The 15,689-nt window shown below is 52.7% G+C and carries 9 protein-coding genes; 8 read left to right on the forward strand and 1 reads right to left on the reverse strand.

The genetic code is table 11. The features are described from left to right. The first annotated feature begins 1 nt into the window (after position 1). From E7746_RS01635 to E7746_RS01650, 4 genes are read left to right on the forward strand one after another with little or no spacing between them, the layout of a single operon-like run. On the forward strand, positions 2-1,156 hold the full coding sequence (locus E7746_RS01635) for an alpha/beta hydrolase-fold protein (RefSeq protein WP_136409633.1): 1,155 nt from the start codon (positions 2-4) through the stop codon (positions 1,154-1,156). After that, complete coding sequence (locus E7746_RS15415; protein WP_136409634.1) at positions 1,153-2,271, forward strand: alpha/beta hydrolase-fold protein; 1,119 nt, start codon at positions 1,153-1,155, stop codon at positions 2,269-2,271. Before E7746_RS01635 ends, E7746_RS15415 begins: the two co-directional genes overlap by 4 nt. Positions 2,272-2,292: 21 nt before the next feature. Continuing rightward, a complete protein-coding gene (locus tag E7746_RS01645; protein WP_136409635.1) occupies positions 2,293-4,836 on the forward strand; it encodes a glycosyl hydrolase family 8 in 2,544 nt (847 codons plus the stop codon). Positions 4,837-4,883: 47 nt separating this feature from the next. Continuing rightward, entirely contained in the window at positions 4,884-6,386 is a 1,503-nt protein-coding gene (locus E7746_RS01650) for a TolB family protein (protein WP_136409636.1), read from the forward strand. A gap of 1 nt (position 6,387) precedes the next feature. On the opposite strand, the gene E7746_RS01655 is transcribed toward E7746_RS01650, so the two are convergent. Continuing rightward, positions 6,388-7,824 (reverse strand): DUF6057 family protein, encoded by a 1,437-nt coding sequence (locus tag E7746_RS01655; protein WP_136409637.1) that lies wholly within the window; start codon positions 7,822-7,824, stop codon positions 6,388-6,390. A gap of 166 nt (positions 7,825-7,990) precedes the next feature. Here E7746_RS01655 and E7746_RS01660 point away from each other — a divergent pair, with 166 nt between their 5' ends. From E7746_RS01660 to E7746_RS01675, 4 genes are read left to right on the forward strand one after another with little or no spacing between them, the layout of a single operon-like run. Then, on the forward strand, positions 7,991-9,946 hold the full coding sequence (locus E7746_RS01660; protein ID WP_136409638.1) for a glycoside hydrolase family 97 protein: 1,956 nt from the start codon (positions 7,991-7,993) through the stop codon (positions 9,944-9,946). A 32-nt stretch (positions 9,947-9,978) separates the two neighbouring features. Next, a complete protein-coding gene (locus E7746_RS01665) occupies positions 9,979-11,292 on the forward strand; it encodes a glycoside hydrolase family 43 protein (RefSeq protein WP_136409639.1) in 1,314 nt (437 codons plus the stop codon). Between the two features lie 29 nt (positions 11,293-11,321). Further along, on the forward strand, positions 11,322-12,368 hold the full coding sequence (locus tag E7746_RS01670; RefSeq protein WP_136409640.1) for a glycoside hydrolase family 43 protein: 1,047 nt from the start codon (positions 11,322-11,324) through the stop codon (positions 12,366-12,368). Positions 12,369-12,399: 31 nt separating this feature from the next. Continuing rightward, the gene (locus tag E7746_RS01675; RefSeq protein ID WP_136409641.1) at positions 12,400-15,639 is read left to right on the forward strand and encodes a glycosyl hydrolase family 95 catalytic domain-containing protein; all 3,240 of its coding nucleotides are present in this window, start codon (positions 12,400-12,402) and stop codon (positions 15,637-15,639) included. Positions 15,640-15,689: the final 50 nt, after the last annotated feature.

Raw genomic sequence — 15,689 nt, forward strand, 5'->3', positions numbered from 1 at the left:
TATGAACCATCTAATTACCGCTGTGGTCATGACGCTACTGCCAATGACCGCGTTGGCCGTAGACGACACTCCTCACGGAACTCCCGCTTCGACCAACATCCCCGAAGCGCAGTATCCCTGTGTCGATTCACAGTCACGCGCCACGTTTAAGCTTGCTGCTAAGGATGCCAAGGATGTAAAAGTCGACATCTGCGGCAAGAAGTATGACATGACAAAGGATGCCGACGGCGTGTGGACCGGAACCACCGATCCGCTTGTCGAGGGCTTCCACTACTATTTCCTTGTTGTCGACGGTGTTTCGGTCATCGACCCCGCTACCGAGGCCTTCTTCGGCTGCGGCAAGATGTCGGGCGGCATCGAGATTCCCGAGTCAAAGGAGGCTGCCGCTTACTATACGTTTGACAAGAACGTTCCTCACGGACAGGTGCGCGAGTGCAAGTATTACTCCAATCTGGAGAATGCCGAGCGTCGCTGCTTCGTCTACACCCCCGCCGAGTATGAAACATCGCCTCAGAAGCGTTATCCCGTTCTCTACCTCCAGCACGGAATGGGCGAGGACGAGCGCGGATGGTCGCAGCAGGGCATGATGGCCAACATCATGGACAACCAGATTGCTGCCGGCAAGTGCGTGCCCATGATTGTGGTTATGGACTACGGCAACTGCGGTTACTCATTCGGAGCACGCAAGGGCGAAACGATGGAGCAGTTTGGCGCATCGTTCACTCCCATCATGCTTGAGGAGATCATTCCTTTCATCGACGGCAACTTCCGCACTCTCACCGACCGCGACAACCGTGCCATGGCAGGCCTCTCATGGGGTGGACGCGAAACATTCCAGACCGCGCTTCCCAATCTTGACAAGTTCTCGCACATAGGCACATTCAGCGGCGCGCTCTTCCTCCCGCTTGATCAGATACCCACTCTCTACGGTGGCGTGTTTGCCGATGCCGACGCTTTCAACTCCAAGGTTCACACCCTCTTCATGGGAATGGGCTCGGAGGAGAATTTCGGAAGCGACCGCATCAGCCAGGCTCTCCGCGACAACGGCATCAACTGCATCTACTATGAGTCGCCCGGCACTCATCATGAGTGGCTCACATGGCGTCGTTGCCTCAATGAATTTTTACCGTTGATATTTAAATCTGACAAGAAATGAAAAAGACATTGATATTCATAATGCTTTTGACGCTGGCACTCGGCAACACCATCGTTGCCGGGGATGCCGGCAAGCCCGAAGGGCAGGTTTCGGTAAATGCCGTGCGTCGTTCGCAGGTGCCCCGCATCCTGCCAGGCAATCGTGCGGCATTTGAGGTTAAGGCTCCCGAAGCCAAGAAGGTTCAGCTCGACCTTGGCCGTCTTTATGACATGACACGCGACGACAACGGTGTGTGGCGTTGCGTCACCGATTCGCTTATGCCCGGTTTCCACTACTATTTCCTCGTTGTTGACGGCGCAAGGGTTGCCGACCCGGCAAGCGAGTCGTTCTTCGGCTGCGGAGTCATGGCTTCGGGTCTTGAAGTGCCCTACGCCGAGGGTGACAAGCGATTTGAGTTGGCCGATGTGCCTCACGGCGAAGTGGTGCAGCGTCGCTATCACTCGTCGGTCGACAATGCCGACAAGCGCATGTTCATCTACACTCCGCCGGGCTACAACAGCTCGACCGACCGTTACCCCGTGCTCTATCTTCAGCATGGTGGAGGCGAGGACGAGCGCGGATGGTCGCAGCAGGGCCGCACCGACATAATCATGGACAACCTCATTGCCCAGGGCAAGGCCGTGCCTATGATCATCGTGATGAGCGACGGCAACAGCCGTGACTTCACCGAGGAACTTATCAAGGAATGCATTCCCTTGGTCGAGAGCAACTATCGCGTCATCGCAGGTCCCGAGGGTCGTGCCATCGCCGGCCTTTCGATGGGTGGAATCCATGCGTTGAACGCAGCTATCACGCATCCCGAGCTATTCAGCAATCTCGGCGTGTTCAGTTCGGGCTGGTGGGCCACTTCGGCCGCTCCCGGCGGTATGGGCAATGACACCGAGAAGTATTACGACCGCATCAAGAAGGATACCGATTACTTCAACCGTCAGTTCCGCAATGTGTGGATTTCGATGGGAGGTAAGGAGGATATCGCCTACAATAATTGTCAGGTTATGATGAAGCGTTTCGACGACCTGGGATTGAAGTATGAGTACTTTGAAACTCCCGGCGGCCACACATGGCCCGTTTGGCGCGAAAGCCTATATCGTTTTGCACAGCGAATTTTCAAATAATAGTAATTTTTTAAAGTCACCATGAACCACCGATTTTTAACTATCATTTCTACCGGCGCGTTAGGGTTGGCCTCGATGTTTGCGACGGCCCAGAACCCCATTGTGCGCGACCAGTTTACCGCCGACCCTACGGCGCGAGTTTTTAATGGAAAAATGTATCTTTATCCATCGCACGACATTCCCAGCCCCATCGAGAGCCTCAAGGAATGGTTCTGCATGGCCGATTATCATGTGTTCTCCTCCGACAATCTTGTCGACTGGACCGACCACGGCATGATAATAACTCAGAACAATGTGCCTTGGGTACGCCCCGACTCTTATTCGATGTGGGCGCCCGATTGCGTTTACAAAAACGGAGAGTACTTTTTCTACTTCCCCTCGGCACCCAAGGGTGAGCGTCGCGGATTCCAGATAGGTGTTGCCCGCTCGACATCGCCTACCGGCCCGTTCATGCCCATGCGTGAGGCTATCAAGGGTGTCAACGGTATCGACCCCTGTGTCCTTATTGACGACGACGGCCAGAGCTATATCTACTGGTCGGGAGGCGGCATGATGGGTGCAAAGCTCAAGGACAACATGGTTGAGCTCGCTTCCGATCCCGTGAGAATGGAAGGTCTGCCCGACGGTTTCAAGGAAGGTCCGTTTATCTTCAAGCGTAACGGAAAGTACTACTATACATTCCCCTGGGTACGCAAGGAAACCGAAACATTGGCCTATGCAATGGGTGACAATCCCCTCGGCCCGTTTGAGTTCAAGGGCGTTATAATGGAGGAATCGCCCACAGGCTGCTGGACCAACCATCACTCGATTGTAGAGTACAACGGCCAGTGGTATCTCTTCTATCATCACAACGACTACTCTCCCGAGTTTGACAAGAACCGTTCGGCTCGCATCGACTCGCTTGAGTTCAATGCCGACGGCACTATCCGTCCGGTAGTTCCCACTCTCCGTGGTGTAGGTATATCCGACGCTCGCCGTCACATTGAAATTGACCGTTACAGCTCAATAAGCCCCAAGGGTGTCAAGATTGACTTCCTCAATCCCGACAACAAGTTTGACGGCTGGAAGAGCTCGTTCAGCAAGGGCGGCTCATGGGTACGTTATAATAAGGTCAACTTCGGCGAGAAGCCCGTCAAGACCGTTTCGGCCCGCGTTAAGTCACCTGCCGGAGGCACGCTCAATGTGCTTGTCGACGGTCCCAAGGGCAAGAAGGTTGCTTCGATAAAGGTGCCCAAGTGCAATGACTGGCGTGTAGTTTCAGCCGACATCGTTGGCGATGCTCCTCTTGGCGTTCATGACCTCGTGGTGGCTCTTCAGAATGGCCGCGTCGATGTCGACTGGGTAGGCTTTGACGCTCTTCCCTGGACTGCAGGTGCTATGACCACAGGCCGCTACCGCAACATGTTTGCCGAAGCCGGATATTCTCAGGCCGAAATCGATGCCAAGCTTGCCGCTATCTACGACAGCGTTTTCCACGGTCCTAACAAGGTTTACTTCGAGGTGGGCGATTCGATGGCCTACATCTCTGACATAAAGAACCATGATGTGCGCACCGAAGGTATGTCCTACGGAATGATGATTGCCGTTCAGTTTGACAAGAAGGATGTCTTTGACCGCCTGTGGCGTTGGTGCCGCAAGTACATGCAGCACTCTTCGGGTGACATGGACGGATACTTTGCATGGAGCTGCAAGACCGATGGTACACGTAACTCTCAAGGCCCCGCTTCCGACGGTGAGCTTTATTACATCACATCGCTGATATTCGCCTCCAACCGATGGGGCAATGACACCGGCATCAACTATCTTGCCGAGGCACGCAACATCCTTGACAAGTCGATGCTCAAGACGGGTCACAACCGTGTGGCTCCGTTGATCGATGTCAACCACAAGCTCATCACCTTCACTCCCGACCGTTGGGGTGGACGCTATACCGACCCCTCTTACCATCTGCCCGCATTCTACGAAGTATGGGCCAAGTGGGCCGGCGACAACCGCTCCGAATACTGGCTTGAGTGTGCTAAGGCAAGCCGCGAATATCTGCACAAGTGTACTCATCCCGTTACCGGTCTTAACCCCGACTACAGCAACTACGACGGTACACTGCTCGGCCGCAACGGCATTTTCGGCGACGCTTTCCGCTTCGACTCTTGGCGTGTGCCCATGAACATTGCGCTTGACTACTCATGGTCATGTGCCGACGGCGATTGGCAGCGTGCCTATGGCAACCGCATTCAGGACTTCCTCTACTCTCAGGGTATCGATGACTTCGTTGACCAGTACAATGTCGACGGCTCTACAGTTGAGCGCATAGCATCAGCCGGAGGTAAGACAAAACTGCGTCACTCACTCGGTCTTGTGGCTACTTCGGCAGCTGTTTCGCTCACCTGCACCGATCCCAAGTGCTATGAGTTTATCCACAAGTTGTGGAACTCGGGTCATCAGCCTTACGATGACGGTTATTTCGACGCTTATTACGACGGATTGCTGCGACTCTTCGCATTCATGCACCTCAGCGGCAATTATCGTGTAATTTGTCCCGCTGAAAATAGCTCGGAATCAATTTAATTGTGTAACTTAGCTAAAGAAAAAATTATCACATCGATTCTTTAGTTATGGATTACATTCTCAAATGCCTTTCGGCATTTCTATGTGCGATATGTTTTGCAGGCTGTACCGCAAGTGTGCCTGTCGATAATGTGACGGATGCCGGTACGGCTCCCGAAATCACTCCCGACTATACCGGAATAGTGATACCTCCCAATATCGCGCCGATGAACTTTGAGATTGTAAATCCTGGCAAAGAATACGTAACACGCATCACAGGGGCCGACGGCGGTGAACTCACTGCCGCCGGCCGTGTGGTGAAGTGGAATATCGACGATTGGCATAAACTGCTTGAAGCCAATCGCGGAAAGACACTCGACTACGAAGTGTTTGTAAAGGACGACAGCGGCAAGTGGAAGCGTTACACGTTTTCCTGCACTGTGGCTCCCGACGATATAGACCCTTACATCTCTTACCGACTTATCGAACCATCCTATGAGCAATATGCGCTGCTCACCATCAATCAGCGTGACTTGACATCGTTTGATGAGGATGTGGTGTTCAACAACACGTTGCTTAACGACGACAGCCGAGGATTCTGCATCAACTGTCACGTGCCGCGTAACCAATATCGCGACGGCAGTTCGCAGTTTCATGTGCGTCAGTTCCATGGCGGCACGGTATTGATGACCGACGGCAAGGTGCGCAAGGTGAATCTTAAGACCGACAGCACGTTGGCGGCCGGCGTTTACCCCGCATGGCATCCCACGCTCAATCTCATTGCCTATTCGGTCAACACCACCAAGCAGCGATTCTTTTCGGTGGGCGACCGCAAGGTTGAGGTCTACGACACTAAATCCGACATGATTCTCTACGACATCGACCGCGATGAAGTGCGCAACATCGCAGCCGACACTACATTGCTGGAAACTTTCCCGGCATGGCATCCCGACGGCAAGCGCCTCTACTATTCGGTTGCCGCATATCCTGAAGGTTCCGGTCCCGGAAACATCATTGAAAAGTATGACAGTGTGCGTTACGACATAGTGTACCGTGACTTCGATCCCGAAACCTGTTTCTCCAGCCCCGACACGATTGTCAATGTAGCGTCATCGGGAAAAAGCGCGTTACTTCCCCGAGTGTCGCCTGACGGCCGTTACCTGCTCTACAGCATGGCCCCGTTCGGCACATTCCATATATGGCATCCTGAAAGCGACCTCTATGTAGTCGATTTGGCAACCGGTGAGAACCGTGAACTTACCGAAGCCAACAGTGACGACACCGAAAGTTACCATTCCTGGTCGTCCAATTCGCGATGGATAGTGTTCAGTTCGCGTCGTGACGACGGATCTTATACGCGTCCCTACATAACCTATTTTTCTCCCGAAGGAAAGGCCTCAAAGGCATTCGTCGTGCCGCAGGAGTCGCCCGACTACTATCGTCACCTGATGAAGTCCTATAACGTTCCTGAATTTTTTGTAGCGCCGGTTGAAGTGCCGCGAGCCGAGTTGCTCGATGCAATTCTCGGCGATGCATGTCCCGTAAAGTTCGTTTCCGACTCGGCTGAATAGCTTAATCGGCCGGTAGCAGTTTGGGTATCGACATGAACTCCTGACTCTGCTTCATCAATTCGGGATTCTCGATGTAACGGTTGTAATGTTCAGCCCAGTTGCGGTGAAACATTGTCGACATCAACAGGTCGTTGTAACGCTTGGCAAGTTTGAAGTCATCGTTTAGCAGCGCACATTTCACCATGTATTTGAGGAAATACACGCGTTTGCCGTATTTCACCGAGTGCTCCATCGCCCATCGGTATGACTGGTTGGTCTTGCCGAGGTGGTAGTTCACGGGAACCTGCACGAATGCGGTCATTGTGAATGATTCATTTTTTCGGGGATTGCCGTCGGGTGTGTTTCGAGGTTTTATCGTGCTGTTGGCACCTCCTCCGAGTTTTATCAATGCAGTGTTGTTGAGCAGCGTCATGTTATAGTCAGGTTGTTCCTTCACGCGTGACATAACGTTCACTACATTGTCCCATCGGTTATGGTCGATGTGATACAACATCAGCACCGTAGCACGCAGTTGTTCGCTTTTCTGTCCGGCTGAATATCCGTAGAGAGCTGTCAGCACCACACACGCTATAGTGAAATAGTTTACGCCTTTCGACGACTTGAATTTGTCGCCGATTAATTTTTGTGTCGCAGCCAATATCACCAGCAGCAGGCTTGTGGTAATCAACGGAATCCACAGATACATGTCCCATCCCTTCATCATCAGCTCGGGAAGACCTTTGACATAGAGGCAGTTGTTGTCGACCGTAGTTCCCGGCATATACCTGAAGTAGAGTTGTGGCACTGCTATTATTGCCGCAATCGTCACCACGATGGCCGTAATGCCTTGATAACGGCGCGAGAGCGTGATTGTAACCGTCTCACAGGCAATGCATATTACCCCGGCAAGCAGGGCGAAGAAACCGAAAAGCGGGTATGTCGCAACGATTATCACCCCTGTCACGGCTCTTAACATCGGATTGCCGATAGAGCGATAGGCAAGTAACGCTGCTGTCGACAGCGTAAATCCGAGTGTGTTGGAAAATAGGTAACCGGGAGTGTTGAGCGAAAGCCACGCCTCGTCGAGCTGCACTATGGTTGCAATCATCAGCAGCGGTGCTATGAGTGTGAGCGGATAGGCCGATCCGTCAAGCGAAAATGTGCGCTTGATTACCCATGACATGAAAATCCACAGCGCAACAAGTATCGTTACACCCAGCCAGGGATAGTACATGAATTGGGTTAGGAACGCGCCGATGTAACGCAATATTCCTCCCGGATAGTTCATGAATGAATCGAAGAAGAGCCGGTTGGGCAGGAAGAGTGACATCTCATCATACCATCGTAACATGTACCCGTTTTTCTCTGCAAGCAGCATATATGAGAATACAATGAATGCCGATAATGTGATGATGTTGGGCGTTAATGTGAATTTGACTTTATTTTTTATTGGTGACATAGCGTGACTTTTTTGCAAAAATAGTGAAATTTATTATTATCGGATAACGAATGAGGGTCAAATAGGCGCATCGTAACATGGGTAGAGATTTATGTTACATATTTAGTTGCCCTATTCGCATTTTAGGCTTAATTTTGTTAAATAACCAAAGATTTTCTTTATTGCAATGGATAAATTCAGTTTATTATTTTTAGGATTGGCCACGGCGTTCTCGGCATCTGCTGCGTCAGATGTCGTATCAAGCCCCGATGGCAAACTTAGTGTTGAAGTGACCGATGCAGCGGGCACTCCGAAATACAGTGTGAAATACGACGGAGTCGATTTCCTGATGCCGTCACCGCTGGGCTTTGTAAGCGACTTGGGTGACTACACTTCAGGCATGACCATGACCGAAGTGACGCCCGTGACCGAAATCCATGAGAGCTATTCACTCCCCAATATCAAGAAAAGCAACATTGATTATAACGCCAATCAGCGCACATTCAAGTTCACACGTGACGGCAAGCCCGTATATGATGTCATTTTTCAGGTTGCCGACAACGATGTAGCATTCAAGTATCACATATATCCGCAGCGCGACCGACGCAGCAGCGTCATCAAGAGCGAGGCTACCGGATTTGTCATGCCCGACGGCACAACCACATTCCTGTGTCCGCAGAGCAAGCCTATGGGCGGTTTCGCAGGCACATCGCCGAGTTACGAAACTTCCTACACCGTTGACGATGTACTTGGCAAGAACGGTTATGGCGCGGGTTACTCATTCCCCTGCCTGTTCCGTAACGGCGACAAGGGATGGACTCTCATCTCCGAAACAGGAGTCGACGGCGGTTACTGTGCAAGCCGACTCATGGGAGGTAACGGCAACACCTACAGCATTGGTTATCCCCAGGAGGGTGAGATGAACGGACTCGGCTCGGCTTTTGCCGGAATTCCTCTTCCCGGTGAAACCCCGTGGCGCATAATCACCGTGGGAACCGACCTCGCTCCCATCGTTGAAACCACCGCACCTTTTGATGTAGTGTCACGCAAATATGAACCGTCACAGGACTACGACTACGGCAAGGGTTCGTGGAGCTGGATCATAGGCATGGACGGTGCTACAAATTACGATGAGCAGCGCCGTTACATCGACTTCTCGGCAGCCATGGGCTATGAGTCGATACTTGTCGATGCGCTTTGGGACACCCAGATAGGCTATGACAAGATCGAGGAACTTGCTCGTTACGGAAAGTCAAAGGGTGTTGACCTCTATCTGTGGTACAACTCCAACGGCTACTGGAATCACGCTCCGCAGGGACCGCGTGGCATCATGGATAACGCAATCGCCCGTCGCCGTGAGATGAAGTGGATGCACGACAACGGCATTCGCGGCATAAAGGTCGACTTCTTCGGCGGTGACAAGCAGGAGATGATGCGCCTCTATGAGGAGATTCTCGCCGATGCCAATGATTACGGACTTCTCGTCATATTCCACGGCTGCACACTGCCTCGCGGATGGGAGAAAATGTATCCCAACTTCGCTGCGAGCGAAGCCGTGCTTGCAAGCGAGAACCTGCACTTCTCGCAGGGCAGCTGCGATGCCGAGGCTTTCAACGCAACACTGCATCCGTTCATTCGCAACACTGTGGGCAGCATGGACTTCGGCGGCAGCGCGCTCAACAAGTTCTACAACTATAAGAACGAACCCAACCGAGGCAGCCGACGCGTGACATCCGATGTATTCGCTCTCGCTACAGCCGTGTTGTTCCAGAGCCCCGTACAGCACTTCGCTCTTGCTCCCAACAACCTCACCGATGCTCCGGCATGGGCTATCGATTTCATGAAGAGCGTTCCCACAACATGGGACGACATCGAGTTCATCGACGGTTACCCTGGCCGTTATGTCGTTGTGGCACGCCGCAACGGCGACAAGTGGTACATTGCCGGTGTAAACGCTCAGGACGCTCCGTGCGAACTGTCGCTTGAGCTTCCCATGATTGACCGCGAGCAGCCCGTCATGATGTACACCGACGATAAGGCTCTCAACGGTACCGCCAAGGAGATGAAGCTCAACAAGAAGAAGCCGCTCAAGGTTTCTATCCCGAGCAAGGGCGGCCTTGTCGTAGTTGGCAATGCAAAATAAGTATTAACCATAAATCCATACATGTACATTTTATGAAAATTATTGATTTAATGACTTTTGGAGCACTGGTTGCTTTGGGTGCTCCATTTGCCGCGGCTCAGAATCCGTTGGTTCAGACAAAGTACACCGCCGACCCTGCGCCTATGGTGTATAATGACACTATTTACCTCTACACTACTCACGATGAGGATGATGCCGAGGGATTCAAGATGCTTGACTGGCTGCTTTACACTTCAACCGACATGGTTAACTGGACCGACCGGGGCGCTGTGGCTTCATTGAAGGATTTCAAGTGGATTGACAAGGATAACGGAGCCTGGGCCGAACAGGTTATAGAGCGTAACGGCAAGTTCTACATGTATTGCCCGATTCACGGTAACGGCATAGGCGTGCTCGTAGCCGATTCGCCTTACGGCCCGTTCAAGGATCCCATAGGTAAGTCGCTCGTGTGGCAGAAAGAGCATTGGAACGACATAGATCCTACCGTATTCATCGATGACGACGGACAGGCTTACATGTATTGGGGCAACCCCGACCTCTACTATGTGAAGCTGAACGAGGATATGATTTCCTATTCGGGCGACATCGTGAAACTGCCTCATATCGAGGATTATCAGGAGGGCCCCTGGTTCTATAAGAGAAACGGACACTACTATCTCGCGTTTGCGTCGACATGCTGCCCCGAGGGTATAGGCTATGCGATGAGCGACAGCCCCACAGGGCCTTGGGAATACAAGGGACACATCATGGACCACACTCAGCGCACTCGCGGCAACCATCCCGGTATAATCGACTATAAGGGGAAATCCTATGTGTTCGGATTGAATTATGACCTGTTGCGCATTGAAACCGACAAGCACAAGGAGCGCCGCTCGGTTTCAGCCGCCGAAATGCACTACAATCCCGATGGAACTATCAAGGAGGTTCCCTATTGGAAGGACAACGTTCTCGAGCAGATAGAATTCTTCAACCCCTATCGCAGAGTTGAAGCCGAAACAATGGCTTGGGGTTACGGATTGAAGACCGCTCCTCTCGCCGACGGAGGTATATGCGTCAACAACATCGACAATGGTGAAACGCTCACATTGCGTGGTGTCGATTTTGGCAAGAAAGGCGCCAAGAACTTCAAGGCGGCAACCCGCAACGCCAAGCAGGGAGCAGTAATCGAAGTGCGTCTTGACAGCGACAAGGGTCCCGTGGTGGCAACACTTCCTCTCAAGTCTTCAGCCGACTTCTCGCTGTCGGAGTGCAAGGTCAAGGGCGCCAAGGGTGTACACGATGTAGTGTTCTGTTTCAAAGGCGACGGTGACAATCTGTTTGAATGGGACTACTGGCAATTCAATTGAACGCAGAATAACAAGTTTTAAATAAAAAAATGAAATCTTACATTGCAATGGCTGTACTGTGCATGCTTGCAAGCTGTGCCGGTACAGGAACAAAAAAGGGTGAAGCCAATACCGAAGAGCCAAAGGACAGCACTTTTGCTTTCGTAGGCAATCCTATCGTGAAAAACAAGTTTACCGCCGACCCGGCCCCGATGGTGCATGACGGCCGTCTTTACCTCTATGTAGGACATGACGAGTACTATGCCGGTCAGGACTCGGCTTCGGGCGGCAAGGAGTTCAACATCACCGAATGGTTGTGCTACTCTACTCCCGACATGAAGGAGTGGACCGACCACGGTGTTGTGTTGCGTCCCTCCGACTTTGCTTGGTCGCAGAAGACCCGTGAAGTGGGCGATGCCTGGGCTTCGCAGGTGGTTGAGCGTGACGGTAAGTTCTACTACTATACAACTCTGCAGGGCAACGAGGAGTATCCCGGCTATGCGGTTGGTGTTGCCGTGAGCGACAGCCCCACAGGGCCGTTTGTCGATGCAATAGGCAAGCCTCTTGTGTCGGATGACATGACCGACAACGGTAAGCGCGGATGGTGGAACGACATCGATCCCACTGTGCTTATCGACGGTGACGATGCATGGCTGTGCTGGGGTAACGGAACCTGCTTCCTTGCCAAGCTGAAGCCCAACATGATCGAAATCGACGGCGACATAAAGGTTGTCGATGTACCTCGTTACGTTGAGGGCCCCTGGCTGCACAAGCGCGGCGACATCTACTACCTTACCTATGCTTCAATAGGTAACGGAGGTGAAACTATCGCTTATGCCACAGCCGACAGTGTCAATGGTGAGTGGACTCCGCGCGGTGAGGTGACCGGCGCTGCCAAAAACAGCTTCACAATACATCCGGGAATCGCCGATTTCAATGGCCAGACCTATCTCTTCTATCACAATGCCGATCTTACAATCGACAGCATTCCCGGTGCAATCGGTCGTCGTGCAGTGTGTGTCGACAAGCTCAATTACGATGAAAACGGCTTGATGATACCTGTAGAGCAGACAGTAGGCGGCGGTATCCTTGAATAATTAAAAAGTAACGAATATGAAAATAACGAATATGAAAAGAAGTATTTGGATTTTGTTGATGGTGATGGCTCTTGGCTTGTCGGCCAAGAGTCATCCCGACAAAAACTTTCACATATACCTTTGTTTAGGACAGTCCAACATGGAAGGTAACGCTCCCATTGAAGAGTGTGACCGACTTGGCATAAGCCCGCGACAGCTGATGATGTCGGCGGTGGATTGTCCCGACCTCGGACGCGAAAAGGGCAAGTGGTACACAGCCGTTCCGCCGTTGGCACGTTGCAACACCGGATTGACTCCGGCCGATTATTTCGGACGCACTTTGGTCGCCAATCTTCCCGAGGATGTAAGGGTGGGCGTGATTAATGTCGCAATTGGCGGCTGTAAGATAGAGCTGTTTGACGAAGATATATGCGAAGAATATCTTTCCAAGCAGGCCGACTGGATGAAGAATTTTGCGTCATCCTACGACGGTCATCCCTATCGTCATCTTGTTGAACTTGCCCGTTCAGCTCAGAAGGATGGTGTAATCAAGGGCATATTGGTTCATCAGGGCGAGTCAAATAACGGCGAAATCGAGTGGCTCGACAAGGTCAAGAAAGTCTACAACCGACTGTTGAAGGACTTGAAGCTCAAGGCCAAGGATGTGCCGTTGCTTGTAGGCGAGATGCTTCCTGCCGAATCGGGCGGCCACTGTGCCGGCATGAATACGATCATTGCCAAGATTCCCGAGGTTATACCTACGGGCCATGTCATATCGTCGGCCGGATGCCAGGGTGCTCCCGACGGACTGCATTTCACCGCTCAGGGCTATCGTAAGCTCGGCGAGCGCTATGCGCTTAAGATGCTCGAACTTATGGGCATTCCCGCCGAGGTGTCGATTGTGCCCGGCGACATGAGGCTCACCTACAATGAGCCGGCCAAGACCTGGGTTGAGGCTCTGCCTATCGGAAACTCCAAGATGGGTGCCATGATATACGGCGGAGTGCCGCGTGACGAGATTCAGCTGAACGAGGAAACTTTCTGGGCCGGCGGTCCCTACAGCAACAACAACCCCGCTGCCCGTCAGGCTCTTGACTCGATACGCGGACTGGTGTTTGCCGACAAGTTCGGCGAGGCCCAGAAACTCATCGATGCTACATTCATGACTCCGCAGCACGGAATGCGTTATCTTCCCTTCGGAAGCCTGTTCCTCAATTTCCCCGGACAAAACAACTACAGCGACTACTCCCGTACACTCGACCTTGACAACGCCATGGCAGCCACTACCTATGTTGTCGACGGTGTGCGTTATCGTCGCACAGCTTTTGCTCCATTTGGCAACGACATAATCGTTATGACAGTCGAGGCCGACCGCAAGGGTGCGCTCAATTTCAATCTCGGTTACTCTTGTCAGCTTGAGCACACAGTCAAGGCTTCGGGCGACTCTCTCACTATATCGATAAACGGGGTAGAGCAGGAGGGTGTTCCCGCCGCATTGCATGCTGCTGCAATTGTCAAGGTTGTAACCGACGGACAGCTGTCGTGCAGCGGTGATTCGCTCATGGTAAAGGATGCGGGCAATGCCACAATCTACATTTCGGGTGCCACCAACTTTGTAAGTTACAACAACACAAGCGGCGATGCCCTTGCCTCGGCATCAAAGACACTGGCTGCGGCCATGAAGCGTCCCTATTTCATGCTTGCGGCCATGCACGTGCGCAACTACAAAAACATGATGGGTCGTGTGACACTGAATCTTCCCGGCAGTTCCAAGTCGAAGGCCGACACACGCAGCCGCATTGCGGCCTATCGTGACGGAGGCGACGAGCAGCTTGCCGCGCTGTTGTTCCAGTATGGCCGTTACCTGCTCATCAGCTCTTCCCAGCCCGGCGGACAGCCTGCCAATCTTCAGGGTATATGGAATGCAAGCTCAAATGCTCCGTGGGACAGCAAGTACACTCTCAACATAAATGCCGAGATGAACTATTGGCCCGCCGAGGTTACCAACCTGAGCGAAACACATCAGCCGTTGTTTGACATGATTACCGATCTGTCGAAAACTGGTGCCGTTACCGCCTCCGAGCTATACGGTGCAAAAGGATGGGTTGCCCATCACAACACCGATATATGGCGCGCTTGCGGTCCTGTTGATGCCGCTGCCTGGGGCATGTGGCCCAATGGCGGTGCATGGCTTGCTACCCACTTGTGGCAGCACTACCTCTATACCGGCGACAAGGAGTTCTTGAAGAAGTACTATCCCATAATGAAGGGTTGTGCCGATTTCTGCATGAGCAATATGGTGGAGCATCCCCGTCACGGATGGCTTGTTACCGTTCCCTCTACATCGCCCGAGCACGGTTACAGCAGTGATGGCTCTACAATTATAGCAGGATGCACGATGGACAATCAGATAGCGTTTGACGCGATGAACAACGTTATGCTGGCTGCCGAGGTTCTCGGAGTGGATGCCGCTTACCGTGATTCGCTGCGCCACACCATCGACCGTCTGCCTCCCATGCAGGTGGGCCGTCACGGACAGCTGCAGGAATGGCTTGTCGACGCCGATAATCCACGTGACGAGCATCGCCATGTGTCACATCTCTATGGACTCTATCCGAGCAATCAGATTTCGCCTTATGCCAATCCCGTTCTTTTCGCAGGCTCACGTAACACATTGAACCAGCGCGGTGACAAGGCTACCGGATGGAGTATAGGATGGAAGCTTAACCTGTGGGCGCGACTGCTCGACGGCAACCATGCCTACGAAATCGTGCGCAATCTCATCTCCCTGCTTCCCGACGACCGCAGCGCACGCAAATATCCTGACGGACGATTGTATCCCAACATGTTTGACGCGCATCCGCCGTTCCAGATCGACGGTAACTTCGGATTTACTGCCGGTGTGGCCGAGATGCTTCTTCAGAGTCACGATGGAGCTGTGCAGTTGCTGCCCGCTCTTCCCGACGCATGGAGCGCCGGAAGCGTGACCGGACTGAAGGCTCGCGGAAACTTCGATGTCAACATGACATGGAACGATGGAAAACTCAGTGAGGCGCGCATTGCCTCGCGTAACGGCGGTGTTCTGCGCTTGCGCTCCTATGTGCCGCTGAAGGGCGACAATCTGCGCAAGGCTTCGGGTCCTTGCCCCAATCCGCTTTATGCAAGCGCCAAGGTGGCTAAGCCCATTGTCAACGGTAATGCGGCTGATGCACGTGTCGACCTCCCCGAAATATACGAATACGACATTGACACCGCCCCGGGCGATGTAATAACTGTATATGCCGACCTGTAGCAGGACGGCATTGCGGCTTTTTTATTAATGAAAATTGGGATGACACCCCG

This window comes from Muribaculum gordoncarteri (assembly GCF_004803695.1).
Taxonomy (GTDB): Bacteria; Bacteroidota; Bacteroidia; order Bacteroidales; family Muribaculaceae; genus Muribaculum; species Muribaculum gordoncarteri.

Bases quoted from the DNA above. Each gene is read 5' to 3' on its own strand.
- E7746_RS01645 (WP_136409635.1), top strand. From the start codon at position 2,293: ATGAACCACCGATTTTTAACTATCATTTCTACCGGCGCGTTAGGGTTG.
- E7746_RS01635 (WP_136409633.1), top strand. From the start codon at position 2: ATGAACCATCTAATTACCGCTGTGGTCATGACGCTACTGCCAATGACC.
- E7746_RS01675 (WP_136409641.1), top strand. From the start codon at position 12,400: ATGAAAAGAAGTATTTGGATTTTGTTGATGGTGATGGCTCTTGGCTTG.
- E7746_RS01655 (WP_136409637.1), bottom strand. From the start codon at position 7,824: ATGTCACCAATAAAAAATAAAGTCAAATTCACATTAACGCCCAACATC.
- E7746_RS01670 (WP_136409640.1), top strand. From the start codon at position 11,322: ATGAAATCTTACATTGCAATGGCTGTACTGTGCATGCTTGCAAGCTGT.
- E7746_RS01650 (WP_136409636.1), top strand. From the start codon at position 4,884: ATGGATTACATTCTCAAATGCCTTTCGGCATTTCTATGTGCGATATGT.
- E7746_RS01660 (WP_136409638.1), top strand. From the start codon at position 7,991: ATGGATAAATTCAGTTTATTATTTTTAGGATTGGCCACGGCGTTCTCG.
- E7746_RS15415 (WP_136409634.1), top strand. From the start codon at position 1,153: ATGAAAAAGACATTGATATTCATAATGCTTTTGACGCTGGCACTCGGC.
- E7746_RS01665 (WP_136409639.1), top strand. From the start codon at position 9,979: ATGAAAATTATTGATTTAATGACTTTTGGAGCACTGGTTGCTTTGGGT.